A 25154-nucleotide genomic window follows, 5' to 3' on the forward strand; every position below is an offset into this window, starting at 1 on the left:
CTGGACGTGAGCTATTTGTAAAACATATCGACGATCACGGCGGCCTCAAAGGTTCCGGGTACAGGCGCGGTACGCCAGATCAAGTCGGCTCTGAAGTCATTTCTTATCTGACCGGCCTCGGTCAGTGCGGCCAGCTTGAACCAGGTGTTGAACGGGATTTTTTCGTTGGTTTCCTGGCGTACCAATGAAATGCCAACGGAACTGTTATTGGACGGAACCAGCAAGTTGCTGATCACGCTCCCCCCACCAGGCGTGGTGGCGAATCGGGCGTTGACCGTATAGGGCGTATCGCAGCTTCTGAGCAGGCTCAGACTGAAATTGGCGGTGCTGGCGACCTGTCCGATTTGTGCTGTGCCGGAAAGAGCGCGGCGGAAATTGACCACACTGGGGGTAATCGTCAGCTCCGGGGTACAAGGTACGAAGCGAATGTTGTTCATGCCCGTCACGACATAGTTGAGGTTACTGTTGGGCCTTGGATTGAGGTCGCCCACGCCGTCCAATTGAAAGACCCGGTATTCAGTGAGTGTGCTGGCTTGTCCCGAAGGTGGGGTAGGGCCGTATTTTTCGATGAAAACACTGAAGTTCAGGGTGAATTTTGCTTTGTTCCAGCCTGTGCAGTTTGCCCAGTTGCAGCCGAGGTGGGAGGATATGCCGGTGCTGACTTTACCGCTGCTCTGGGTGATAGGCGCAGATTTGTAACGTATGCCTAAGCGAATACCTTTACCAATATTTACTTTTGCCGGATTAATGTGGAAGTAGATCTCTTCAGGACCTCTTTCATAGTCATCGGCGCATATGACATTGATTGACCTGGGGGCTGACTCCCAGATAATCGTTCCGTCTGGAGCATCGGCGGGGACGGCAAGTGCCGTTCCCAGTGCTTCCTTGATGATGGCAGATCCAGTGCCATCTTCTTTGCAGGACAGTGCGAAGCTGGTGGCGGGGCTCGCAGCGAAGGCAAGCAGTGAGGTCAGTAGAAGCTTTTTAACGGGTGACATGGAATGAATATCCTGCGGTGAGGGCACGCGGTGATGCATTACTGAAGGTTTGCGCTATGGCGGGTTTGCAAACCAATGTCGGTGATTTCGGTAAAGGTTATTTTTGTGTCAGCGCTGATAGCGATTGTTGGCGTTTCGATAAGCCGGTCTTCTCCGGGTTTCAGAAATACATACTCGGAAAGCTTCTGTGTATGGCTGCCCGAGCCGATCCCTACATCAATCAGGGAAAGGTGAAACTGAGTCGGATTTCTTATTTCAATTCGTTGCCCGTCCGGCTTTTTCCAGATTAGTTTTTGCACGGCTTCGGACGCGGAGCCTTGAAGGCCGGGGGGGCGATAAAAGAGTTTCAAGCGCTGACGGATTGCAAACTGCACGCTGTCCGGGTTTTCCGGCTTGAGGGGGATTTCCATGATGTTCAGCCAAAGCTGCGACTCGCGATCGTCGGGCAGGCCTTCACCGACATAAAGAATTCGCAGCAGGTGGCGCTCCTGGCTGTGCAATTGCACTAGCGGTTGGACGATGGCGAAAGGTAGAGCGCTGGTGTCGTTGTCGTCCTCATGGCTAATCCAGCTTTGCAGCACTGTGTCCTGGGCGGTCTGGTTAATGACGCTGATGCTGGCCTCTTTATCCTTGCCGAAGTAGATCAAGCGTGTGCCTTCAATCTTGAGCGAGGCCTGTGCCTGTGTGACGACCCAAAGCAGGAGCAGCAGTAGCACCCTGCCCAGACGCGTTGTCGGGTAAGTCCGAGAAGTCAGTAATCGATTGTCTTTGAACATTAACGGATGGTGTTTCCCTGAGAGAGTTTGAGACGTGATATCGGCCCCATGGTAAGAGTTGGGTGAGTGGAACGGCTCTCAGGCATTTCTTAAAAGCAGGGGCGTCGTCAATCCTGACTTGCAGTCCGGTATCAGGGGGGCATTTCTTCCGATCTGAGACCTGTCTGGTAAAGCAGGTCTGAAACCATCAGACAATCCTTAAAAAAAACCGATCTTGGTCGATACTCAAGACGTAAGCCTTTACATCAGGAGTGTCAGCATGAACGGGAAGTTTTTCTCTGTCGGTATGGGGCTGTTTTTCAGTCTGACCGGAATGTGTTTCGCGGCGACACCGGTGGCGCAGGGTGTCATTTCATTTCACGGCAGCATTGTCGAGTCGTCGTGCGCGTCTTCTGCCCAGGTGGGCGGGTTGAGACTGGACGACTGCCCAGCGCTGGCGCGAGGCAGTGTCATCAGTGTGCGCAGTGTTGAGCCGGTCCGCTCGGTCAGTGCACTCGATCATTACAATGTGGGCGTGAAACTGGTCGCTGACAGCGGTAAGGAGGGCCGTTATTACAATCAGCAATACGCGCTGGTGGATGGCTCAGGCAAACCGGTGAATTCGGGCGCTTACCTGATTACGTTGACCTCTCCATAAGCGCGTGTTTTTAGAGTGTATTCGAGCTTGTTTTAGTTTTAGGCCGAGTCGTTAACTGTTCCACGTTCCTCCTGACCTAAACCGAGGAAGGAGGACGGCTGTTTCAGAATTGTCTTAGATTCATTTTTAGTGGTGAAAGGTAGCCTTGGTTGCTCTTCAGTGAGTTGCAGATGTTGATAAGCGCTCACGGGGCCAACCTGTCAGGTTTACCGCATGTCAAACAAAGCGCTGCGCATATTGATCGCTGACGGGCAGCATTTTCAGAGAATCAAAATAGAAAAAATGCTCAATCAGCTGGGCTATTGCCGAATTGCTCCCTTGAGTTCATTTCAAGAGGTGCAGTCGGTGACCCGCACTCAAGGTCAGCCTTTTGATCTGTTGATAATTAACACCGCCCTGGTGCGCTCAACGGAATTCAATTTGTTGAAGTACTGCCATGAAAACCCTCAGATTCGCCATACGCTTATCTATGAGGGGTGGCGCACGGAATGCTCGCTGGTGTCGGTATCCGTGAGTCAGGCCATACAGGTTTGCCTGTCCCAGACGCCAGATTTCGACTCCCTCAAACGTTGCATGGATGTAGTTGATCCAGCGCCTCGCAACTCTTCATTGGAGAGGACTTCCGGGTTATTGGCGGCGATTTGAGGTTCTCGATACACGGTCGTTGGCCGGCAATACCCAAAGTCACTTTTATCGTGATCCACCCATAGCTATTAAGGATCGCCTCATGTCCCTGCGGTTTCGGCCTGATCCCGGGCTTGGCCTTGGGTTACTGCTCCGCCAGTTCAGGCACCTTCACCGCTGCAGGCTTCAACACCAGCCACAACGCCCCTGCAATCAACAGCCCGCCATACAGATGCGCCATCGACAGCGGTTCACCCAGAAACAACGCGCCCCACAACACCCCGAACGGCGGGATCATGAAGGTCACGGTCATCGATTTGACCGGGCCGATCGAGCTCAGCAGGCGGAAATACAGGATGTAGGCAAACGCCGTGCAGCCCAGTCCCAAGCCCAGCAGTGACAACCAGACGCTCCAGCCACCCCAGCTAACGGGCGGCTGAGTGATGACGCTGTAGCCGAACAACGGCAACACGAACAGCGTTGCCCCGAGCATGCTGCCCAGTGCCGAGAGACGGCTGTCGAGGCCGCCTTGATGGTCGAGCCAACGTCGTGCCAGGAACCCGGCGAAACCGTAGCAGGTGGTTGCCAACAGGCAGGCCAGGGCGCCCATCAGCAATTCCATGTCAAAAGCCACTGGACCTGCGCGGGTCAGGATGGCGACGCCAAACAACCCGAGGGCAACCCCGGCAATTTTTGACAGGGTGAGTCTTTCGCTGAAGAACAGGCCGCCGATCAATACGCCCATCAGCGGCGTGGTGGCGTTGAAAATCGCCGAGTAGCCGGCCGGCAGCACTTGAGCCGCCACTGAGTACAGGGTCGCTGGAAGACCGGAGTTGATCATCCCGAGCAGCAGTACGGTTTTGAACTTGCCACGGAAATCCCAACTGATCCGCATCAGCGCCAGAATCACCAGCAACCCGGTGGCGGCGATCGATACGCGGAAAAAAGCAGTGGGGATTGTGCCAATCACTGGGGCAATGATGCGCATGAACAGAAAGCTCGCCCCCCAAATGGCAGCAAGTGACAACATACGCAGAATATCGACGGGGTTCACGGCTCGTTCCTTCCTTTATCAGGGCGCAAGTGTCGCTGTCTCCCGGAGCCAAGGCAATGGTTGCGTTGCGTAACAATTGACCTCTAAGCTCAGCCCCAACGATAAGAACCATCCCGCAGAGGTCTTCACATGCCGCAGCCATGGCCCGCCGCCGATATCGCCCAGATGATCCTCGACGGCTTTGACGATTACCGCGAGCATTTCCGCCAGATCACTGACGGCGCCCGGGAGCGTTTCGAACGGGCGCAGTGGCAGGAAACGCAAGTCGCATCGGCGGCGCGGATCAACCTCTACGAAGCCAAGGTCAGCGAAGTGGTGGGGCGCCTGCATGCTGCCTTCGAGGCTGAGGTGCTGATGGATGTCAGCTGCTGGCCGCTGGTCAAAAGCGCCTACATCAACCTGATCGACCTGCGTTTCGACGATGAACTGTCCGAGACCTGGTACAACTCGATTTTCTGCGGGCTGTTCAGTCATGACCTGATCAGCGATGGCTGCATGTTCATCCACACCACCCGGCCCAGCTTGCACCGGGCCCGGGCCGCGCAGACCCGGATCTATAAGCCGCATGGTCAGCTGTCCGGCATGCTCGCGAGCATTTTTGCCGATTACCGCTTCAGCGAAGACTACGGCGACCTCGACCGCGACCTGCGCCGGCTCGAAGCGCAACTGCGCGAGAATTTGCCGGATTGGGTCTGCAAGGACCCGGAACTGAGCGTCGAGCTGTTTTCCTCGGTGCTCTACCGCAACAAGGGCGCCTACCTGGTTGGACGCATCTACACCACGGACGAGCAATGGCCGCTGGTGATTCCGTTTCTGCACCGCGAAGGCCGGGGGATTCAGATCGACGCGTTGATCACCGATGAAGCCGAAGTGTCGATCATCTTTTCGTTCACCCGCTCGTACTTCATGGTCGATGTGCCGGTGCCGGCGGAGTTCATCGGTTTCCTCAAGCGCATCCTGCCGGGCAAGCACATCGCCGAGCTGTACACCTCGATCGGTTTCTACAAACACGGCAAGTCGGAGTTCTATCGGGCGTTGATTAACCACCTGGCCAACACCGACGACCAGTTCATCATGGCCCCGGGCGTGCGCGGCATGGTCATGAGCGTGTTTACCCTGCCGGGGTTCAACACCGTATTCAAAATCATCAAGGACCGTTTCTCGCCGTCGAAAAACGTCGACCGCGCCACGGTGATCGAGAAGTATCGCCTGGTGAAAAGCGTCGACCGGGTTGGGCGCATGGCCGATACCCAGGAGTTCGCCGACTTCCGTTTTCCGTTGAGCAAGTTTGACCCGGCGTGCCTGGCCGAGTTGCTGGAAGTCGCCGCGTCGACGGTCCAGGTGGAAGGCGACACCGTGCTGATCCGCCACTGCTGGACCGAACGGCGCATGACCCCGTTGAACCTCTACCTGGAAAACGCCAACGACGCGCAGGTGCGCGAAGCGCTGGAAGATTACGGCCTGGCGATCAAGCAACTGGCGGCGGCGAACATTTTTCCCGGCGACATGCTGCTGAAAAACTTTGGCGTCACCCGACACGGGCGCGTGGTGTTTTATGACTACGACGAGATCTGTTTTCTCACCGAAGCCAACTTCCGCCACATTCCGCAACCGCGCACGCCGGAAGATGAAATGGCCTCCGAACCGTGGTATTCGATCGGGCCGCTGGACGTGTTCCCCGAGGAGTTCCCACCGTTCCTGTTCGCCGACTCCGCGCAGCGACGGTTGTTCGATCAACTGCATGGCGAGCTGTACAACGCCGATTACTGGAAAAGCCTGCAAGCGGCGATTCGCGCCGGCAAGGTGATCGATGTGTTCCCGTATCGACGAAAAGGCCTGGATAACGAATAACCCGACTGAGTGAACACCTTGTGGCGAGGGAGCTTGCTCCCGTTGGACTGCGCAGCAGTCCCCTTTTTGGGCCGCTTCGCAACCCAGCGGGAGCAAGCTCCCTCGCCACAAAAGCAGGTTGGATTCGTCGCTATGGACTCAAATCTGCGACAATCCGCCCCCTGCGCCACTAGACGACCTTTGCGTACCTGATGACTGACGAATCGCCTTCCATCGACAAACTGCTGAAAAACCTCGATCACGCCATGCTCGCCGACCGCCACCGGCTGCGGCGGCAGTTGCTCGAGCTGCGCAAGAAACCCGACGAGGCCAAGCAGGCCTTGTGGGTGACGCGCATGCAAGCGTCCTGCGACCAGGTGTTGGCGCGACGTGCCAGCCTGCCGCTGATTCGTTACGACGACAGCTTGCCGATTGCCGCCAAGCGCGACGAAATCAAGGAAGCGCTGCTCAAGCATCAGGTGCTGATCATCGCTGGTGAAACCGGTTCGGGTAAAACCACCCAGTTGCCGAAGATCTGCCTGGAAATCGGGCGCGGCCAGCACGGCCTGATCGGCCACACCCAGCCTCGCCGAATTGCTGCGCGCAGCGTGGCGAGCCGGGTGGCCGAAGAGCTGGCGACGCCGCTCGGTGCCTTGGTCGGCTATCAGGTGCGGTTCGAGGATCAGAGCGATTCCAACACCCTGATCAAACTGATGACCGACGGCATCCTGCTGGCGGAAACCCAGAACGACCGCTACCTCGAACGCTATGACACGATCATCGTCGACGAAGCCCACGAACGCAGCCTGAACATCGACTTCCTGCTTGGTTACCTGAAAACCCTGCTGCCGCGTCGCCCGGACCTGAAAGTCATCATCACCTCGGCGACCATCGATCTTGAGCGCTTCTCCAAGCATTTCGACGATGCGCCGATTGTCGAAGTCTCGGGCCGCACTTTCCCGGTGGACACCTGGTATCGGCCGTTGACGCTGGAGCAGGACGAAGAGGGCAACCGGGTCGAAGACGACCTGACCGTGGACCAGGCGATCCTCGCCACCCTCGATGAAATTGCTGCATTCGAACGCAGCGAGCGCCGCAGTCCCGGCGACGTATTGGTGTTCCTGCCCGGCGAACGAGAGATTCGTGACGCGGCGGACATGCTGCGCAAGGCCCAGCTCAAACACACCGAAATTCTGCCGCTGTACGCACGGCTGTCGCCGGCCGAGCAGCAGCGGATTTTCCAGTCCCATCCGGGCCGTCGCGTGGTGCTGGCGACCAACGTCGCGGAAACCTCGCTGACCGTGCCGGGCATTCGTTACGTGATCGACAGCGGTACGGCGCGCATCAGTCGCTACAGCTACCGGGCCAAGGTCCAGCGCTTGCCGATCGAGGCGATTTCCCAGGCCAGCGCCAACCAGCGTAAAGGCCGTTGCGGACGGGTCGAGCCGGGTATTTGCATCCGTCTGTACAGCGAAGAAGATTTCATCGGTCGGCCGGAATTTACCGATCCGGAAATTCTCCGTACCAACCTCGCGGCGGTGATTTTGCAGATGCTCCATCTGCGCCTCGGTGAAATCACCGATTTCCCGTTTATCGAGCCGCCGGATGGCAAGGCCATCAGCGACGGTTTCAACCTGCTGCAAGAACTCTCGGCAGTCGATCGCAACAGCCAACTGACGCCGCTCGGCCGGCAACTGGCGCGTTTACCGGTGGACCCGCGCATGGGCCGGATGTTGCTCGAAGCAGCGAAACTCGGCAGCTTGCAGGAAGTGCTGATCGTCGCCAGTGCGATGTCGATCCAGGACCCGCGCGAGCGGCCGCCGGAGCGTCAGCAGGCGGCCGATCAGGCCCACGCACAATGGAAAGACGTGGACTCGGATTTCGCCGGACTGGTCAATCTGTGGCGTGGATTTGAAGAGCAGCGCCAGGCCCTGACCGCCAGCCCGCTGCGCAACTGGTGTCGCAAGAATTTCCTGAATTACCTGCGCCTGCGCGAGTGGCGTGATTCCCATCGTCAGTTGAGCCTGATCTGCCGCGACATGCAGTTGAGCCTGAACAAAGAGCCGGCGGACTACCCGAAACTGCACAAAGCGGTGTTGTCCGGATTGCTCAGCCAGATCGGCCAGAAAACCGAAGACGGCGACTACCTCGGTGCGCGTCAGCGGCGCTTCTGGATTCACCCGTCATCGGGCCTGGGCAAGAAACGTCCGCAATGGCTGATGACCGCCGAACTGGTGGAAACCACCAAGCTTTATGCGCGCATGGTGGCGAAGATCGAGCCGGACTGGATCGAACCGCTGGCCGGGCACCTGATCAAGAAGAACCACTTCGAACCGCATTGGGAGAAGAAGCGCGGACAGGTCGTGGCCTTCGAGCAGATCACTCTGTTCGGGCTGATCGTGGTCGGTCGCCGCCCCGTGCATTACGGGCCGATCGATCCTGTCACCTCGCGTGAACTGTTTATCCGCGAAGCGCTGGTGCGGGGTGAGATTCAGTCGAAAGCCAAGTGTCTGTCTGCCAATGAGCAATTGTTGGAACAGCTCGACGAACTGGAGGCCAAGGCCCGTCGTCGCGACATTCTGGCGGACGAGGAAACCCTGTTTGCCTTCTACGACGCGCGCTTGCCGGCAGAGATCCATCAGACCGCGACCTTCGACAGCTGGTATCGGATCAACAGCCAGAAAGACCCGCAATTGCTGATCATGCGCGAAGAAGACGTGCTGGCCCGCGAAGCCAGCGAAGTCACTGCTGCGCATTATCCGGACACCCTGCACCTGGGCGATTTGACCCTGCCGTTGAGCTACCACTTCGAGCCCAACCATCCCCGCGACGGCGTGACCCTGCGCGTACCGGCACCGCTGTTGCCAGCGCTGCCGCCGGAACGCCTGGAGTGGCTGGTGCCGGGGGTGATCGAAGCCAAGAGCATTGCCCTGGTGCGTAACTTGCCCAAGGCCTTGCGCAAGAACTTCGTGCCGGTGCCGGATTTTGTCAAAGCGGCGTTGCAGCGCATCACCTTCGCTGAAGGTTCGCTGCCGCTTGCGCTGGGCCGTGAACTGTTGCGCATGACTGGTGCACGGGTCAGCGACGAGGCCTGGGCGGAGGCAGCGCAGCAGGTTGAAAGTCATCTGCGGATGAACCTGGAAATCGTCGATGGCCAGGGCAAATTCCTCGGCGAGGGCCGTGATCTGCCTGAGCTGACCGCACGTTTCGCCGAGGCCAGCCAGGCTGCTTTGGCTGTACCGCAGACGGCGAAAAGCCAACAGCCGGTGGAGGCCAAGGTCTTCGCTGCGGTGGCCGAGAAAACCCAGCAGAAGATCGCCGGGCTGTCGATGACGGTCTACCCGGCGCTGGTGGAAGAGGCGGGCACCGTTAAGGAAGGGCGTTTTTCGACCCCGGCCGAGGCCGAGTTCCAGCATCGTCGGGCGTTGCAGCGGTTGCTCATGCAGCAACTGGCCGAGCCGGCCAAGTTCTTGCGCGGCAAGCTGCCGGGGCTCACCGAGCTGGGCCTGATGTACCGCGAGCTGGGGCGTATCGACAGTCTGGTGGAAGACATCCTGCTGGCGAGCCTCGACAGCTGCATTCTTGACGGCGAAGCGAGTTTGCCGCGTGACGGCGCGGGTTTGGCCTCGCTGGCCGAGCGCAAGCGCGGTGCGTGGACCGAGCATGCCGAGCGTCTGGCGAAACTGACACTGGAAACGCTCAAGCTCTGGCACGCTTTGCAGAAACGCTTCAAAGGCAAGATCGACCTGGCGCAAGCGGTCGCCCTGAACGACATCAAGCAGCAGCTCAGTCACTTGGTGTATCCGGGCTTTGTCCGTGAAACCCCGATGCAGTGGCTCAAGGAGTTGCCGCGTTACTTGAAAGCCATCGAGCAGCGCTTCGAGAAACTTGGGGCTCAGGTGCAAAAGGATCGGGTCTGGAGCGGCGAGTTGTCCGGTCTCTGGACTCAATACCAGACCCGCGCCAACAAGCACGCGCAGGAAGGCAAGCGCGATCCGCAGCTTGAACTCTATCGCTGGTGGCTGGAGGAATACCGGGTTTCGCTGTTTGCCCAGCAATTGGGGACCAAGGTGCCGATCTCCGACAAGCGTTTGAGCAAGCAATGGGCTCAAGTCGAACCCTGAACACTGTGGGAGCGTTTGATCCAGCAAAAGGGGCCAAACGCCAATGTTTATGGCAAACTTCGCCGTTATAAACACCGCCGCCGCATATTTGAGTCTCGCAACCCGGGCGGATCGGAATCAAGAGATGCCAGGTTGATGCCCTTCGACGGGATAAACCCTTTATGTGTTGGTACGTCGGTGCCAATACTTTCTGCCTGAACAGATTAGAGAAACGACCATGCATAATGTCGTCATCAGCGGCACCGGCCTGTACACACCGGCCAACAGCATCTCCAACGAAGAGCTGGTGCAGTCTTTCAATACTTATGTCGCTCAGTTCAACGCTGAAAACGCCGACGCCATCGAGCGCGGTGAAGTGCAGGCACTGACCGAATCCAGCGCCGCGTTTATCGAAAAAGCCTCGGGGATCAAAAGCCGCTTTGTCATGGACAAGGAAGGTATTCTCGATCCAAAGCGCATGGCACCTCGTTTGCCCGAGCGCTCCAATGACGAATGGTCGGTGCTTTGCCAGATGGCCATTGGCGCTGCCGAGCAGGCCCTGCAACGCGCCGGCAAGACGGCGGCGGACATCGACGGGGTGATCGTTGCCTGCTCTAACCTGCAACGCGCCTATCCGGCCATTGCCATTGAAGTCCAGGAAGCGCTGGGTATCGAAGGTTTCGGTTTTGACATGAACGTGGCCTGTTCCTCGGCGACGTTCGGTATTCAGGCCGCCACCAACAGCGTACAGCTGGGCCAGGCCCGGGCGATCCTGATGGTCAACCCGGAAGTCTGCACCGGTCACCTGAACTTCCGCGACCGCGACAGCCACTTCATCTTCGGCGACGCCGCCACTGCGGTGATCATCGAACGTGCCGATCTGGCCACGTCCAAGCATCAGTTCGACATCGTCAGCACCAAACTGCTGACCAAGTTCTCCAACAACATTCGCAACAACTTCGGCTTCCTCAACCGCGCGGCGGAAGAGGGCATCGGTGCCCGTGACAAACTGTTCGTCCAGGAAGGTCGCAAGGTGTTCCGTGATGTCTGCCCGATGGTCGCGGAGCTGATCGCCACCCACCTGGACGAGAACAAGCTGAACATCAGCGACGTGAAGCGCTTCTGGCTGCACCAGGCCAACCTCAGCATGAACCACCTGATCGTCAAGAAGCTGCTCGGCCGCGAAGCCACCGAAGAAGAAGCCCCGGTGATTCTCGACACGTATGCCAACACCAGCTCTGCAGGTTCGGTGATTGCCTTTCACAAGAACCAGGACGATTTGCCAGCCGGTTCGCTGGCGGTACTCAGCTCGTTTGGTGCCGGTTATTCGATTGGCAGCGTGATTCTGCGCAAGCGCTGAGTTGTGAAGGGTAGTGACAAGCTTGAGTCATGCACCCACTCTGTGGCGAGGGGGCTTGCCCCCGCTGGACAGCGAAGCTGTCCCAATACTGGAAACTGAGTTGTGTCAGATGTAATGGGTGAGCTGAGTTTACGACTGCTTCGCAGCCGAACGGGGCGGTGCGGCGTTCCGACAAGCCCCCTCGCCACAGGAATCAGTATTGATGACTGACGACACGCAACTGCTCGCCCGCCTGTTGGCGGGCGAGCAAAAGGCTTTCAAGGAGTTGGTCAGCACCTACCAGAGCGCCATGCGGGCGGTGGCGTATGCCATCGTCGGTAACCGGCATACCGACGAAGTGGTGCAGGATGCCTGGCTGTCGGTGGTGCGTAATCTGAACGGGTTCGAGGGGCGTTCCAGTCTCAAGACCTGGCTGTTGACCATCACCGCCAACGCGGCAAAAGGCCGATACAAACAAAACCGCCGGGAAGTCTTGCTCGATGACCTGCCGTCACCCCACGGCACCATCGATGATGATCGTTTCTCCGCCGCTGATGGCCACTGGCTGGTGGCGCCGTTCAGCTGGCATCAGGACACCCCGGAAGCGCTGCTCACCGAAAACGAACTGCGTGAATGCCTGGAACATACCTTGCTCAGTCTGTCGGAACTGCAAAGCAGCGTGCTGCTCTTGCGTGAGCGCCAGGGCCTGGAGCTGGAGGAGATTTGTAATCTTCTGGAGATCTCGCTCTCCAATGTTCGGGTGCTGCTGCACCGCGCACGGTTGAAGGTGTTTGCAACCGTGGAGCATTTTGAGGAAACCGGCGAATGTTGACCTGTAAGGAACAAGTAGCGCGGTCCAGCGATTATCTCGATGGCCAGTTGAGCTTTCGTGAGCGGCTGATGATGCGTCATCATTTGATGTTTTGCCCCAATTGCCGACGGTTCATCCGACAAATGCGCCTGATGCAGGCGACCTTGCGCGCCATGCCCGAAAAACCGCTTCCCGGTGTCGACGAACTCGCCGAACGCCTGGCCGCCGAACGGCAAAAGGGTAAACAGTAATTTCAGGTCACACCTCCCTCAGACTTCGTATTGACCCCGCTTCGGCGGGGTTTTTATTTCGGCAAGGGCCGGAGATGGGGGATACTCGGCGGGTCTGTAGGCAATAACCGCTGGGGAACAGGATGCCGTTACACGTTTTGGACAGTCTGTCCGCCATCGCGCCTCAAGAGTGGGACGCGCTGGTGCCCGAGACTCAGCCGTTTCTGCGGCACGCTTTTCTCGGGGCGCTGGAAGACAGTGGCAGCCTGGGGCCGCAGTCCGGCTGGCAGCCGGAGCATCTGCTGCACATCGAAGACGGTCGGCTGCTCGCGGCATTGCCGAGTTACCGCAAATGGCATTCCTACGGCGAATACGTGTTCGACCATGCCTGGGCTGATGCTTGCGAACGCGCCGGGATCGATTACTACCCCAAACTGTTGACGGCTGTGCCGTTCAGTCCGGTCAGCGGGCCACGGTTACTGGCGGCGAATGTGCAGGATGGTTTCGAACTGCTGAACAGCGTGCCGGGTTATCTGGAAATTGAAGGGCTCTCCAGCGCCCATATCAACTTTACCGACGCCTTTACCGATGCGGCATTGGCCGAGCAACCGGGCTGGTTGCAACGCATCGGTTGCCAGTACCACTGGCAGAATCGCGGTTATCGGGATTTTCAGGACTTCCTTGATGCGCTGAGCTCACGCAAGCGCAAACAGATGCGCAAGGAGCGTGAGCAAGTGGCGGGGCAGGGCATCGAGTTTGAATGGCTTGAGGGGCATCAACTCGACCAGGCACAGTGGGATTTCGTCTATGCCTGCTACGCCAACACCTATGCAGTGCGTCGACAGTCGCCGTACCTGACGCGGGAGTTTTTCAGCCTGTTGGCCGAACGCATGCCCGAAGCCATCCGGGTGGTGCTGGCCAAACAAGGATCACGGCCGGTGGCCATGGCTTTCAGTCTGGTCGGTGGCGATAGTTTTTATGGACGGTACTGGGGTTGCCTGGCGGAGTTCGACCGCTTGCATTTCGAGACCTGTTTCTATCAAGGCATGGACTACGCAATCGCCAACGGTTTTCAGCGTTTCGATGCCGGTGCACAAGGCGAGCACAAATTGATTCGTGGTTTTGAACCGGTGATCACCCATTCCTGGCACTACTTGCGTCACCCGGGATTGAAGTCGGCGGTGAAGGATTTTCTTGAGCGCGAACGCGTCGGCGTCATGGGGTATGCAGAAGAGGCGAAGAGCGCCTTGCCCTACCGACAGGGCTGAGGTTAGAGCGCTGTGGCGGATTTTTTGAGCTGACGGAGGCACTTGTGGCGAGGGAGCTTGCTCCCGCTGGGCAGCGAAGCTGTCCCAATGCACGAGACTGCGTTGTGCCAGGTAAACCCGACAACCTGAATCTGCGGCCGCTTCGCGCCCGAGCGGGAGCAAGCTCCCTCGCCACAGACGCAATCCTCAATCGATGCCGACAAACCCACCGGTCTGGTGCTGCCACAACCGTGCATACAACCCGCCATGGGCCAGCAGTTCGGCATGGCTGCCGGTTTCGGCGATGTGGCCTTTTTCCAGCACCACCAGGCGATCCATCCGCGCGATGGTCGAAAGTCGGTGAGCGATGGCAATCACAGTCTTGCCCTGCATCAGGGTTTCCAGGCTTTCCTGAATCGCCGCTTCGACTTCCGAGTCCAGCGCCGAGGTCGCTTCGTCCATGATCAGGATCGGCGCGTCCTTGAGCAGCACTCGGGCGATGGCGATCCGTTGGCGCTGGCCGCCAGAGAGTTTCACCCCGCGTTCACCGACATGAGCATCGAAGCCGGTGCGGCCTTCAGCATCCGACAGCAACGGGATGAACTCGTCGGCGCGGGCCTTGCGGACTGCTTCCCAGAGTTCTTCGTCGGTGGCGTCGGGTTTGCCGTAAAGCAGATTGTCACGGATCGAACGGTGCAGCAGCGAGGTGTCCTGAGTGATCATGCCGATCCGCTCGCGCAGGCTTTCCTGCGCCACGTTGGCGATGTTCTGGCCGTCGACCAGAATCTGTCCGCTCTGCAAGTCGTAGAGGCGCAGCAGCAGGTTGACCAGGGTCGATTTGCCGGCGCCTGAAGGACCGATCAAACCGATTTTTTCGCCGGGTTTGATGGTCAGGTTGAGGTCGCCGATGATTCCGCTTTTCTTGCCATAGTGAAACGCCACGTGTTCGAAACGCACTTCGCCACGGCCCACTTCCAGACGCGGTGCCGGTACACGGTCGGTGACGCTGATCGGTTGGGCGATGGTTTGCAGGCCGTCCTGGACCATCCCGATGTTTTCGAAGATGCCGTTGACCACCCACATGATCCAGCCCGACATGTTGACGATGCGGATCACCAGGCCGGTGGCCAGGGCAATGGCCCCCACCGAGATCAGCGACTGGGTCCACAGCCATAGCGCCAGACCGGTAGTGCCGACGATCAGCAGGCCGTTCATGCTGGTGATGACCACGTCCATGCTGGTGACGACGCGGCCGGCCAGTTGGGATTTTTCGGTCTGCTCGGCGATGGCTTCGCGGGCGTATTGCTGTTCGAAGTTGGTGTGGGCGAAGAGCTTCAGCGTGGTGATGTTGGTGTAGCCGTCGACGATCCGGCCCATGAGTTTGGAGCGCGCATCGGAGGACACCACCGAGCGTTCCTTGACCCGTGGCACGAAGTAGCACAGCGCGCCGATGTAACAGGCGATCCAGCTCAGCAGCGGGATCATCAGGCGCCAGTCGGCTTCGGCGAACAGCACCAGCGAGCTGATCGCGTAGATCAGCACATGCCATAACGCGTCGACGGCTTGCACCGCCGAATCGCGCAGGGAGTTGCCGGTCTGCATGATCCGTTGGGCGATGCGTCCGGCGAAATCGTTCTGGAAAAAATTCAGGCTCTGTTTGAGCACGTAACTGTGGTTTTGCCAGCGAATCATGCTGGTCATGCCGGGGCTCAGGGTTTGATGCACCAGCAGGTCATGCAGGCCGACGAATATCGGTCGTAGAAAAAGTGCGACCACCGCCATCCAGGCCAGCTCGACGCCATGGATTTTGAAGAAGTCCGTATTTGGCGTGCCTTGGGCCAGATCGATGATTCGACTCAGGTAACTGAACAGCGCCACTTCGATCAGCGCGCCGATCAAACCGACGACCAACAGCGCGGCAAAACTTGGCCAGACCTGACGTAAATAATAGGTATAGAAGGGGAGAACCCGGCTCGGCGGAGCCGCCGTCGGGGCGTCACGGAAAATATCGATCAGTTTTTCGAAACGACGATAGAGCATCAGATAAACGCCCGCGTACGGGCTCTCCTTTTTTCGATGCGAGCGGCGCGGTGATACACCGCTGCCGCTCAGGACGCCTTATGCAGTTTAGTCGATGCGCTTGGCCGACTTGATCAGCACCGGGTCGATGGGCACATTCTGCATGCCTTGTTTGGTGGTGGTTGGCGAGTTGACGATGATGTCGACGACGTCCATGCCTTTCACGACTTTGGCGAACACTGCGTAACCGGCATCGCGGCCCGGGTCGAGGAAGTCGTTGTCCTTGACGTTGATGAAGAACTGGCTGGTGGCCGAATCCGGATCGGAAGTGCGCGCCATCGACAGGGTGCCACGCACGTTATGCAGGCCGTTGCTGGCTTCGTTCTTGATCGGTGCATCGGTAGGCTTCTGTTGCATCGACGTCGTGAAGCCGCCGCCCTGAGCCATGAAACCCGGAATCACGCGGTGGAAAATAGTGTTGTTGTAGAAACCTTTGTCGACGTAAGCGAGAAAGTTTTTGGTACTGATCGGCGCCTTGACCGGGTCCAGTTCGATTTCAATCTGGCCGTTGGTCGTTTCCAGCAGCACGTGCGGTGCCGGGGCGGCCATCAGGTTGGCGGCGAACAATACGGAGCCTGTGACTAGGGCGATTTTTTTCAGCATGGGTCAGTGATCCTGAGTAGTGGTGTCGACTGCGGTTAGAAATTCAAGCAGGGTTTGGTTGAAACGGTGTGGCTGGTCCAATGGCGTTGCGTGGCGCGAATCTTCGATCACCACCAACTGCGCATCGGGCAGCAGTTTTACATAGGCTTCTTTCAGTGCCACCGGCGTGTAGTCGCGGTCGGCACTGACGATCAGGGTTGGACAGGTGACTTTCGCCAGTCGTTCCTGAACTCCCCAACCAACAATGGCATTGAAGCTGGCGAGATAAGCACGTTTGTCGTTTTTTGCCCAGCGCTCGGCCATTTTATGCCGCAACTCTGCCTGTTCGGGTTTTGGAAACAGCTTGCCGCCCAGGGCCGTGCCGATGGTGCGCATACTGAGAAGGTGCATCAGGCTCCAGCGCTTGAACCACTGCCAGTAATCATCCGCCGTACGGACTTTGACCTCGGGGGCACTGTTGACGATGCACAGGCTTTTAAGCAGCGATGGTTGGTCCACCGCCAGCTGAAAACCGATCATCCCGCCCATGGACAACCCGACCAGATGCGCCGGGCCGAGCTTCAGGTGTTCGATCAACGCGACCAGGTCGGCGCTGAAACCGGCAATGCTGTAGCGCTCGTGGGGTTTGTCGGAGCGACCGTGGCCGCGTACATCCGGGACGATCACCCGGTAACGGGTCGAGAGCTCCGGGACCTGTTTTTCCCAGTCCAGCGTACTCGAGCCCAGCCCGTGAACCAGCAGCAGGGGTGTGCCGTGGCCATATTCCTCGTAGTGCAAGGTGCAACCTTCGTGTTCGAAATAGGCCATGGCGCAACTCCTTGTCAGGCTTGTTCTGGTGCAGCGAAAGGCGCATCCAGCGGCGCGGTGTCGAAGGTGCGCAGCAGTTCGATGAGGATCTGCGTCGCCGGGCCCAAGGGTTTGTCCTTGTTCGAATACAGATAGAAGCTCGGGTTTCGACTGCCGCCCTGATCCAACGGTAGCAGCTTGAGCGTACCTTCCTTCAGTTCCCGTTCAATCATGTGCCGGGGCAACCAGGCGAAACCCAGACCGCTGCTGACAAAGGTCGCGGCGGTGGCAAGGCTGCCGACGGTCCAGCGCTGTTCAGCGCCGAGCCAGCCGACGTCTCGTGGCTGCTGCCGACCGGAATCGCGGATCACCACTTGCATCTGGGTTTCCAGATCCTGGAAATTCAGTTCGCGGTTCAGACGATGCAGCGGGTGTTCGGGGTGGGCCACGGCCACAAATTCTACGTCGCTCAATTCCGCGCCAAGGTAACCGGGAATGCTGAGACCGGTGATGGCCAGGTCGGCGACGCCTTCGAGCAAGACTTCCTCGACCCCGGACAATACTTCTTCACGCAGACGCACCCGGCAGCCGCGGCTTTGCGGCATGAACGCGGTCAAGGCGCGGACGAGGCGGGCGCTCGGATAAGCGGCGTCGACCACCAGCCGCACTTCCGCCTCCCAGCCTTGCTCCATGTGGTGCGCCAGGTCTTCTAGCTGACTGGCCTGTTTGACCAGTTGCCGCGAGCGGCGCAGCAGCACGCCGCCGGCTTCGGTCAGCACGGCTTTACGGCCGTCGATGCGCAACAGCGGCACACCGAGCTGGTCCTGCATGCGCGCTACGGTATAGCTGACGGAGGACTGCGAACGGTGCAGCGCTTCGGCGGCCTGGGCGAAACCACCGTGGTCGACCACGGCCTGGAGTGTTCGCCATTGATCAAGGGTTACGCGGGGCGCTTTCATGAGGAGCTCCTCTTGTCCTAAGCTGGCAGCTTCCATTGGAGGCTGCCGAATGAAAAAAATCTGTTGTGTGGTGCTGGCGATGTTGCCGCTGACCGCGTTTGCCTACCCCATTGATGTGGAGAGAAACCTCAATGGCCTGAAGATCAACTACGCCACCTACGCCACGACTTACGACATGGGCGCCATTACGCTGAACAATTACGGCAATAAAGACGCCGAATGCTCAGTGGTGTTTCGCAACGGCCCGGAAGCGCCGCGTACTCGCCGCGTGAGCCTGGGGGCCGACAAAAGCGCTGACCTTTCGGCCAAGTTCAACCGCGAAATCATCAAGCTGTACATCACCCTGACCTGCAAACCCAAATAAGGGCTGTTGCACAGGCGGGGCAGATACGCTCCGCTTATAAACGAATTTATTGATGGTTTATAGCAGTTATTTGTGCTTTTTCATCGATGCGACACTGTTTAATCTCCACTCCATCGACTTACAGCATTCACCGATGGAGGCTACATCCCATGTCCCGCGTTCTGATCATCGAAAGCAGTGCCCGCCAGCAAGACTCGGTATCGCGTCAACTGACCCAAACCTTCATCAGTCAATGGAAAGCCGCACACCCGGCCGACCAGATCACCGTTCGTGACCTGGCGACCCATCCGGTTCCACACCTGGATGCCAACCTGCTGGGCGGCTGGATGAAACCTGCCGAGCAACGCAACGACACCGAGCAGTCGTCGCTGGAGCGCTCCAACCAGTTGACCGATGAATTGCTGGCTGCCGACGTTTTGGTCATGGCCGCACCGATGTACAACTTTGCGATCCCCAGCACCCTCAAAGCCTGGCTCGACCACGTGCTGCGTGCCGGAGTGACCTTCAAGTACACCGAAACCGGCCCGCAAGGTCTGCTCAGCGGCAAGCGTGCTTATGTATTGACAGCTCGCGGTGGCATCTACGCCGGTAGCACTTCCGATCACCAGGAACCGTACCTGCGTCAGGTCATGGCGTTCATCGGTATCCACGACGTCACTTTCATTCACGCCGAAGGCATGAATCTGGGCGGTGACTTCCACGAAAAGGGTCTGAACCAGGCCAACGCCAAACTGGCCCAGGTCGCCTGAGCCGTTAATCGCCAGATAATCACCTGATGGTTAAGTAGCGCTCGTACACCCCTTCAAGCCGGTTCGCGCATCGAACCTCCCTTTGCACTTGTTGCTCATGAGTGCTCTAGCCCGATTGAACGCTTTAGCGAGATCGGGCTTTTTTTTGCCTGCGATTTTGTGTAGTGGCTGACTGTTCGCGATAACCGGCAAAACCCGCTATCGTCGCCGCCATTCGAAACGAGGCGAGCATGGGCTATCTACTTTTTGTCACGCTGATTCAGGCGTTTTCCTTCAGTTTGATCGGCGAGTACCTGGCCGGGCATGTCGACAGCTATTTCGCGGTACTGGTGCGGGTGTTGCTGGCAGGACTGGTGTTTATCCCGTTGACCCGCTGGCGCCAGGTGGAACCGGCGTTCATGCGCGGGATGCTGTTGATCGGCGCGTTACAGTTTGGCGTGACCTACGTCTGCCTGTACCTGAGCTTCCGCGTGCTGACGGTGCCGGAAGTCTTGCTGTTCACCATCCTCACGCCGTTGCACGTGACCTTGATCGAAGATGCACTGAACCGCCGCTTCAATCCCTGGGCACTGGTGGCGGCATTGGTCGCGGTACTCGGCGCGGCGGTAATCCGCTATGACCGGATCAACCCGGACTTCTTCATGGGGTTCCTGCTGCTGCAACTGGCCAACTTCACCTACGCCGCAGGCCAGGTGCTGTACAAACATCTGGTGGCACGCCATCCGAGCGACCTGCCGCATTATCGACGCTTTGGTTACTTCTACCTCGGCGCGCTGGCGGTCGCCTTGCCGGCGTTTCTGTTGTTCGGCAAACAGAACTTCCTGCCGGAAGCGCCACTGCAATGGGGCGTGCTGGTGTTCCTCGGACTGGTGTCCACCGCGTTGGGCCTGTACTGGTGGAACAAGGGCGCCTGCCTGGTCAACGGCGGGACGCTGGCAGTGATGAACAATTTGCACGTGCCGGTGGGGCTGTTGATCAACTTGCTGATCTGGAATCAGCATGAAGAACTGGGGCGGTTGTTCCTGGGGGGCTCGGTGATACTGGCGGCGGTGTGGATTAGCCGGTTGGGTCTCAGACGCGAAACAAAACTCGCGTAGGAGCTGCCGCAGGCTGCGATCTTTTGATTTTCAGGGTCAAAAGATCGCAGCCTGCGGCAGCTCCTACGAAAGACTGTGCAGCTACATCGAGCGTTTTTCTGGCTCGGGGATATGGCTTGCGCCGAGCACCGCCGGCAACAACCCAGCACGCAAATCATTGCCGCTCGGTTGCTGATACAGGCTCAAGCCAAACTCCGGCAGCACCGCCAACAGATAATCGAAGATATCACCCTGGATCCGCTCGTAATCGGCCCACGCCGTGGTGCGGGTGAAGCAATAGATTTCCAGCGGCACGCCCTGAGCAGTGGTTTGCATCTGGCGGACCATGCAGGTCATGTTCGGTTGAATCTCCGGATGACTCTTCAAATACGCCAACGCATAGGCGCGAAAGGTTCCAATGTTAGTCATCCGCCGGCGGTTGGCCGACATCGCCGAAACGTTGCCCTGGGCCTCGTTCCAGCTCTTGAGTTCGGCCTGCTTGCGGCTGATGTAGTCGGTGAGCAAGCGTACCTGGGTCAATTTATGTTCTTCGTCGTCATGGATGAAGCGCACGCCACTGGCGTCGATGAACAGGCTGCGCTTGATCCGTCGGCCGCCTGACTGCTGCATGCCGCGCCAGTTCTTGAACGACTCGGACATCAAGCGCCAGGTCGGGATCGAGACGATGGTTTTGTCGAAGTTCTGCACCTTGACCGTATGCAGGGTGATGTCCACCACGTCGCCATCGGCGCCCACTTGCGGCATTTCGATCCAGTCGCCAACCCGCAGCATGTCGTTGCTGGTCAGTTGCACGCTAGCGACGAACGACAGCAGGGTGTCCTTGTAGACCAACAGAATCACTGCCGACATGGCGCCCAGCCCCGACAGTAGCAACAGCGGCGAACGGTCGATCAGGGTCGCGACGATGATGATCGCGCCAAACACGAACAGCACCATTTTCGCCAACTGCACGTAGCCTTTGATCGAGCGCGTGCGGGCATGTTCGGTGCGTGCGTAGATGTCCAGCAAGGCGTTGAGCAGGGCGCTCAGGGCCAGCACCAAAAACAGGATGGTGAAGGACAGGGCGACGTTGCCGAGGAAATTCTGAATGGTTTTGCTCAGTTCCGGCACCAGGTTCAAACCGAACTGGATCACCAGCGACGGGGTCATTTGCGCCAGGCGATGGAACACCTTGTTCTGGAACAAATCGTTGAACCACTGCATCGCCGGTTGCCGGCCAAGCAATTTGACGGCGTGCAGCACCACATAGCGCGCCACTCGTCCGAGCAGCAAGGCGATCACCAACAGCACCATCAGCGCCAGGCTGGAATGTACGAGCGGGTGCTGGTCGAGAGCGCCCCAGAGGTCTTGGGTATTGAGCCAGAGCTGTTTGAGATCCATGGGTTAAAACGATTCTTCTGTAGGACGAGAAGGGGCGATTAGAGCATTTAAGACGCATCGAGTTACGTTCAGGGACAAATCCGCTAACAAAATCACCATTGTTTGCGTCCGTTTGCATAAAGAAACTCGGCCTTCGCGCTCGAAACCGTTACCCTATGCAGCTGATTTTTTGTATTTCTTCGAGGTAGCACCCGTGTTTTCCCAATTCGCCCTGCACGAACGCCTGCTCAAAGCCGTGGCCGAGCTTAAATTTGTCGAGCCAACGCCAGTGCAAGCAGCGGCTATCCCGCTCGCGCTCCAAGGGCGTGACCTGCGGGTGACTGCGCAAACCGGTAGCGGCAAAACCGCTGCATTCGTATTGCCGATCCTCAACCGTTTGATCGGTCCGGCCAAAGTCCGCGTCAGCATCAAAACCCTGATCCTGCTGCCGACTCGCGAGCTGGCCCAGCAGACCATCAAGGAAGTTGAACGCTTCGCGCAGTTCACCTTCATCAAGTCCGGCCTGATCACCGGCGGTGAAGACTTCAAGGTCCAGGCCGCCATGCTGCGCAAGGTGCCGGACATCCTGATCGGTACTCCGGGCCGGATGATCGAGCAACTGAACGCCGGCAACCTCGACTTGAAAGAAGTTGAAGTGCTGGTACTCGACGAAGCCGACCGCATGCTCGACATGGGTTTTGCCGAAGACGTACAGCGTCTGGTCGACGAGTGCACCAACCGTCAGCAGACCATGCTGTTCTCCGCGACCACCGGCGGTTCGGGCCTGCGCGAGATGATCGCCAAGGTCCTGAACAACCCTGAGCACTTGCAGCTCAATGCCGTCAGCCAGTTGAACGACACCACCCGTCAGCAAATCATCACCGCTGACCACAACCAGCACAAAGAACAGATCGTTAACTGGTTGCTGGCCAACGAGACCTACCAGAAGGCCATCGTCTTCACCAACACCCGGGCCATGGCCGACCGTATCTACGGCCGTCTGGTGGCGCAGGAGTACAAGGCGTTCGTCTTGCACGGTGAGAAAGACCAGAAGGATCGCAAGCTGGCGATCGACCGCCTGAAGCAGGGCGGGGTCAAGATCCTGGTTGCCACCGACGTTGCCGCCCGCGGCCTGGACGTGGAAGGCCTGGACCTGGTGATCAACTTCGACATGCCGCGCAGCGGCGACGAATACGTTCACCGTATCGGTCGTACCGGTCGTGCCGGCAACGATGGCCTGGCCATCTCGCTGATCTGCCACGGCGACTGGAACCTGATGTCGAGCATCGAGCGCTACCTCAAGCAGAGCTTCGAGCGCCGCACCATCAAGGAAGTCAAAGGCACCTACGGCGGACCGAAAAAGGTCAAGGCCTCGGGCAAAGCCGTTGGCGTGAAGAAGAAAAAGGTCGACGCCAAAGGCGACAAGAAAAAGACCGGCGCCAAGGCTCCGACCAAACGCAAGATCGCCAACCGCCCGAAGACCGACGCCCTGTCGCTGGTCAGCAAGGACGGCATGGCGCCGCTCAAGCGCCGCAAGCCGCAAGCACCGGCCGCTGAATAACGCGCCTTAGCGATCCCATAAAAAACCCGGACAGTGTCCGGGTTTTTTCATTTTTGGCCTATGGCGATCTTGAGATTGAGACTGACGTCAGCGCCGTCAGGAGTTTCGTATGTATCAATCAAGACACGCTCTGAAATAAATGCGCAACAAGTTTATTGACGTCAGAATGATGTCACTTTAGTATTGAGCCATCATATTGATATCACTCGTCGTCTCGAAGGATCGAACATGTACCTGCCCACCCTCGGGAAGAGGTTGTGTGCGGCTTTGCCGTGTCTGTTGCTGTGTTTCGCTGTCGTAAGCCTCGCCCATGCCGCGTCCACCCCCGGCGAACAGGATCTGATCCGCGACCGTCAGGATCGCCTGCTCGAAGAGCAGCGCCGACGTCTGGAAGAACTCAAGGAACTGCCCGGTAAAGCAGCCAAACCGACGGCCCCGACAGCGCCTGCCGATACCCGTTGTTTCCCGATCAAAGACATCGAACTCAAAGGTGCCGACCATCTCTGGGCCGGTGAGCGGGAGCGCTTGCTCAAGCCTTACATCGGCCGGTGCCTGGGCGTCACTCAGCTCAACGAGTTGCTGAAAGTCATCACCGATCACTACCTCGAAAAAGGCCTGGTCACCAGCCGTGCCTACTTGCCGCAGCAGGATTTGTCTGCCGGTCATTTGAAGGTGCTGATGGTCGAGGGCAAGCTCGAAGGAATCAAAGGCGCAGAGGGCAGCAAGCTGTCAGACCGTGAGTTGGCCATGGCCTTTCCGGGCAAGGCTGGCGAGTTGCTCAATCTGCGTGAGCTTGAGCAACTGATTGATCAACTGAACCGTTTGCCCTCGTATAAGGCGGAGATGGAGCTGGCCCCAGGCAAGAACGTCGGCGGTAGCGAAGTGCTGGTCAAGAACCCTTCGAAAAAGCCTTGGCGTGTAGGGTTGTCACGCAGCAACGAAGGCCAGCGCAGCACCGGCGAGCAACAGTGGGGCACCAGTTTTGGCTGGGACAGCCCTCTGGGGCTGGCCGATCAGTTGTCATTGCAAGGACGCCACGATGCGATGAGCGATCACCAGCATACCTCCAGCAGCGCAATGCTCAATTACACCCTGCCGTGGGGCTGGTGGAACTTCAGTTATGTCTACAACCACAACGAGTACCGCTCGCAGATCGCGGCCAATGGCTACAACTTCAAGCAGACTGGCGACAGTGAAAACCATCAGTTGCACGCCGAGCGGGTGATTTACCGTGACGCACAGAGCAAGACGTCGCTGACTTCCGGTTTTTCTTATCTGGGCACCAATAACTTCATCGAAGACAGCAAGCTCGACTTGAGCAGTAACCGCCTCAGTGAGGCGCAGTTAGGTATCAACCACGGTCGGCGTATTGGCGGGGCATACGCTAACGTCGACCTGGGCATACAGCAGGGTATCGGCGCTTTCGGCGCTCAAGATAACGGCCATCCCGGCCCGGGCGAGCCGGATGCGCGCTACCGAAAATACACCGCGACCCTCAGCTATCTGCACCCGTTCAAGTTGTGGGGCGAATCGTTCCTGTTCGGCAACATGCTCACCGGCCAGCGCAGTGAAGATGTGCTGTTCAGTTCACAACGCACCAGCCTTGGCGGGCAGTCGTCGATCCGTGGTTACAAGGATCAGTCGTTGTCCGGTGACAGCGGTGGTTACTGGCGCAACGACCTGAGCTGGACCCGCCCGGTGACCCAGGACTGGATGCACCCATTCTTCACCGAATACAGCACCGGCCTGGGTTACGACGTGGGCGTGATCCGCAATGATCGCTACAACGGCGAGCAGCACGGGCGACTGTCGGGCAACGCGGTCGAGTTTTCAGCGACGGGTCCGCATCTTGGCGTCAGGTTGACCTTCGCCCATTCGCTGGAACGCCCGGATGCGTTGACCGAGCGCGAAGCCCCGATCTATTTCCGCGTGGATTTCTTCCTCTAAC

21 protein-coding genes are annotated in these 25154 nt (G+C 58.5%); 13 read left to right on the forward strand and 8 right to left on the reverse strand.

From position 1 onward, the window contains the following. Positions 1 to 11 precede the first annotated feature (11 nt). Both KRR23_RS18700 and KRR23_RS18705 read right to left on the reverse strand, forming a co-directional pair. Entirely contained in the window at positions 12 to 998 is a 987-nt protein-coding gene (locus KRR23_RS18700; protein ID WP_216743700.1) for a fimbrial protein, read from the reverse strand. 38 nt (positions 999 to 1036) lie between these two features. Further along, a complete protein-coding gene (locus KRR23_RS18705) occupies positions 1037 to 1774 on the reverse strand; it encodes a molecular chaperone (protein WP_216743701.1) in 738 nt (245 codons plus the stop codon). 259 nt (positions 1775 to 2033) lie between these two features. On the opposite strand from KRR23_RS18705, the gene KRR23_RS18710 reads away from it, so the two are divergent. Together KRR23_RS18710 and KRR23_RS18715 are read left to right on the forward strand one after the other, a co-directional pair. Continuing rightward, the gene (locus tag KRR23_RS18710) at positions 2034 to 2411 is read left to right on the forward strand and encodes a type 1 fimbrial protein (protein WP_216743702.1); all 378 of its coding nucleotides are present in this window, start codon (positions 2034 to 2036) and stop codon (positions 2409 to 2411) included. Positions 2412 to 2624: 213 nt separating this feature from the next. Then, complete coding sequence (locus KRR23_RS18715) at positions 2625 to 3056, forward strand: chemotaxis protein CheY (protein ID WP_216743703.1); 432 nt, start codon at positions 2625 to 2627, stop codon at positions 3054 to 3056. A gap of 124 nt (positions 3057 to 3180) precedes the next feature. On the opposite strand, the gene KRR23_RS18720 is transcribed toward KRR23_RS18715, so the two are convergent. Further along, positions 3181 to 4089, reverse strand: a complete 909-nt coding sequence (locus KRR23_RS18720) for a DMT family transporter (protein WP_216743704.1) — start codon at positions 4087 to 4089, stop codon at positions 3181 to 3183. 129 nt (positions 4090 to 4218) lie between these two features. Here KRR23_RS18720 and aceK point away from each other — a divergent pair, with 129 nt between their 5' ends. From aceK to KRR23_RS18750, 6 genes are all read left to right on the forward strand, one after another. Beyond that, the gene (gene aceK, locus KRR23_RS18725) at positions 4219 to 5940 is read left to right on the forward strand and encodes a bifunctional isocitrate dehydrogenase kinase/phosphatase (RefSeq protein ID WP_216743705.1); all 1722 of its coding nucleotides are present in this window, start codon (positions 4219 to 4221) and stop codon (positions 5938 to 5940) included. A 191-nt stretch (positions 5941 to 6131) separates the two neighbouring features. Further along, the gene (gene hrpA, locus KRR23_RS18730) at positions 6132 to 10043 is read left to right on the forward strand and encodes an ATP-dependent RNA helicase HrpA (RefSeq protein ID WP_216743706.1); all 3912 of its coding nucleotides are present in this window, start codon (positions 6132 to 6134) and stop codon (positions 10041 to 10043) included. Positions 10044 to 10260: 217 nt separating this feature from the next. Beyond that, positions 10261 to 11382 carry a beta-ketoacyl-ACP synthase III gene (locus tag KRR23_RS18735; RefSeq protein WP_216743707.1) on the forward strand — a complete coding sequence of 374 codons (1122 nt, stop codon included), beginning with the start codon at positions 10261 to 10263 and terminating at the stop codon, positions 11380 to 11382. A 202-nt stretch (positions 11383 to 11584) separates the two neighbouring features. After that, positions 11585 to 12193: an RNA polymerase sigma factor gene (locus KRR23_RS18740; RefSeq protein ID WP_216743708.1), complete on the forward strand. Its 609-nt coding sequence runs from the start codon at positions 11585 to 11587 to the stop codon at positions 12191 to 12193. After that, positions 12187 to 12423, forward strand: a complete 237-nt coding sequence (locus tag KRR23_RS18745) for an anti-sigma factor (RefSeq protein ID WP_216743709.1) — start codon at positions 12187 to 12189, stop codon at positions 12421 to 12423. The genes KRR23_RS18740 and KRR23_RS18745 overlap by 7 nt, the downstream gene beginning before the upstream one ends. A 122-nt stretch (positions 12424 to 12545) precedes the next feature. Next, entirely contained in the window at positions 12546 to 13670 is a 1125-nt protein-coding gene (locus tag KRR23_RS18750; protein ID WP_216743710.1) for a GNAT family N-acetyltransferase, read from the forward strand. 186 nt (positions 13671 to 13856) lie between these two features. Here the strand turns inward: KRR23_RS18750 and KRR23_RS18755 are convergent, their stop codons facing one another. The 4 genes from KRR23_RS18755 to KRR23_RS18770 form a co-directional block, all read right to left on the reverse strand. Continuing rightward, positions 13857 to 15689 carry an ABC transporter ATP-binding protein gene (locus KRR23_RS18755; RefSeq protein WP_216743711.1) on the reverse strand — a complete coding sequence of 611 codons (1833 nt, stop codon included), beginning with the start codon at positions 15687 to 15689 and terminating at the stop codon, positions 13857 to 13859. Positions 15690 to 15776: 87 nt separating this feature from the next. Continuing rightward, a complete protein-coding gene (locus KRR23_RS18760; protein WP_216743712.1) occupies positions 15777 to 16331 on the reverse strand; it encodes a peptidylprolyl isomerase in 555 nt (184 codons plus the stop codon). A 3-nt stretch (positions 16332 to 16334) separates the two neighbouring features. Continuing rightward, entirely contained in the window at positions 16335 to 17138 is an 804-nt protein-coding gene (locus KRR23_RS18765; RefSeq protein WP_216743713.1) for an alpha/beta fold hydrolase, read from the reverse strand. 14 nt (positions 17139 to 17152) lie between these two features. Further along, complete coding sequence (locus tag KRR23_RS18770) at positions 17153 to 18076, reverse strand: LysR family transcriptional regulator (RefSeq protein ID WP_123427910.1); 924 nt, start codon at positions 18074 to 18076, stop codon at positions 17153 to 17155. Between the two features lie 49 nt (positions 18077 to 18125). Here KRR23_RS18770 and KRR23_RS18775 point away from each other — a divergent pair, with 49 nt between their 5' ends. The 3 genes from KRR23_RS18775 (at position 18126) to KRR23_RS18785 (ending at position 20286) form a co-directional block, all read left to right on the forward strand. Continuing rightward, entirely contained in the window at positions 18126 to 18440 is a 315-nt protein-coding gene (locus tag KRR23_RS18775; RefSeq protein ID WP_145014948.1) for a 3-phosphoglycerate kinase, read from the forward strand. A 149-nt stretch (positions 18441 to 18589) separates the two neighbouring features. Beyond that, entirely contained in the window at positions 18590 to 19189 is a 600-nt protein-coding gene (locus KRR23_RS18780) for an FMN-dependent NADH-azoreductase (protein ID WP_216743714.1), read from the forward strand. A gap of 230 nt (positions 19190 to 19419) precedes the next feature. Continuing rightward, on the forward strand, positions 19420 to 20286 hold the full coding sequence (locus KRR23_RS18785) for a carboxylate/amino acid/amine transporter (protein ID WP_216743715.1): 867 nt from the start codon (positions 19420 to 19422) through the stop codon (positions 20284 to 20286). Positions 20287 to 20367: 81 nt separating this feature from the next. Here the strand turns inward: KRR23_RS18785 and KRR23_RS18790 are convergent, their stop codons facing one another. Next, positions 20368 to 21666: a mechanosensitive ion channel family protein gene (locus KRR23_RS18790; RefSeq protein ID WP_216743716.1), complete on the reverse strand. Its 1299-nt coding sequence runs from the start codon at positions 21664 to 21666 to the stop codon at positions 20368 to 20370. Positions 21667 to 21859: 193 nt separating this feature from the next. Here KRR23_RS18790 and KRR23_RS18795 point away from each other — a divergent pair, with 193 nt between their 5' ends. Together KRR23_RS18795 and KRR23_RS18800 are read left to right on the forward strand one after the other, a co-directional pair. Continuing rightward, a complete protein-coding gene (locus KRR23_RS18795; protein WP_019692457.1) occupies positions 21860 to 23206 on the forward strand; it encodes a DEAD/DEAH box helicase in 1347 nt (448 codons plus the stop codon). Between the two features lie 228 nt (positions 23207 to 23434). Next, the gene (locus KRR23_RS18800; RefSeq protein WP_216743717.1) at positions 23435 to 25153 is read left to right on the forward strand and encodes a ShlB/FhaC/HecB family hemolysin secretion/activation protein; all 1719 of its coding nucleotides are present in this window, start codon (positions 23435 to 23437) and stop codon (positions 25151 to 25153) included. Position 25154 lies beyond the last annotated feature (1 nt).

This window comes from Pseudomonas sp. CVAP#3 (assembly GCF_018986375.1).
GTDB classification, from domain to species: Bacteria; Pseudomonadota; Gammaproteobacteria; order Pseudomonadales; family Pseudomonadaceae; genus Aquipseudomonas; species Aquipseudomonas helvetica.